Raw genomic sequence first — 644 nt, 5'->3', positions numbered from 1 at the left:
GCGTCGTGCTGACGCTGGGCCAGGCTGCGGTGATCGTTGTCGATCTGGGCTTGGGTGGGGGTGCCCGCCGTGCACGGTTCGGGATCATCAGGGTTACACATGCCGGGCGCGGCGTATTTGGCGAAGATCGCCTCCCACACCGCCCACGCCTCCGGCGTCAACATCGCGCGCAGTTCGGTCATCCCGTCGGGGCTTTGGGGGGATTTTTTGATGCCACGTTTGCGGGCGCGGTCGATGTCGGTGGGTTCGGGGCCGTCTTGATCGAGCAGAAACAGGATCAGGGCGGCGGTGTCGGTGAGTTCTTTGGGCCCGACTTTGACCGCGGTGCGCACCAGGTCGACCTCGAATTGGGCGCGGGTGGGCGCATCGACCCAGCCGGGGAGTTTGGCCGCCGATTTGCGGATGACCTCGACGTGTTCGGCGGTGATCAGCCCGTGGGCTTGGGCGGCGGCGGTGGCCGGCAACGCCGCCGGCAGCGCCGGGCCCGTCACCGCCTGCCGCGGTGCGAGCAGTTCGGCTTCGGTCAACCGCCGGTTGGCCTCACTGGTGGAGATCCGGTAGCGCACCCGCAGCACTTCCTTCCAGGAGTGCGCGCCCATTTCCTGCGGTGTGGTCTCGGTCTGCAGCCGCGCCAGCACGCGCTG

The 644-nt window shown here is 68.5% G+C and carries 1 protein-coding gene; it reads right to left on the bottom strand.

Annotated features, from left to right (window positions below):
- Positions 1-644: DUF222 domain-containing protein (locus tag MELE44368_RS24780; protein WP_128110908.1), on the bottom strand; the 644-nt coding region annotated here is incomplete at both ends.

It is taken from the genome of Mycolicibacterium elephantis DSM 44368, from assembly GCF_004014805.1.
Taxonomy (GTDB): domain Bacteria; phylum Actinomycetota; class Actinomycetes; order Mycobacteriales; family Mycobacteriaceae; genus Mycobacterium; species Mycobacterium elephantis.
Note: the sequence above shows the minus strand (reverse complement) of the source record. Positions and strands in the feature narration are given on the sequence as shown.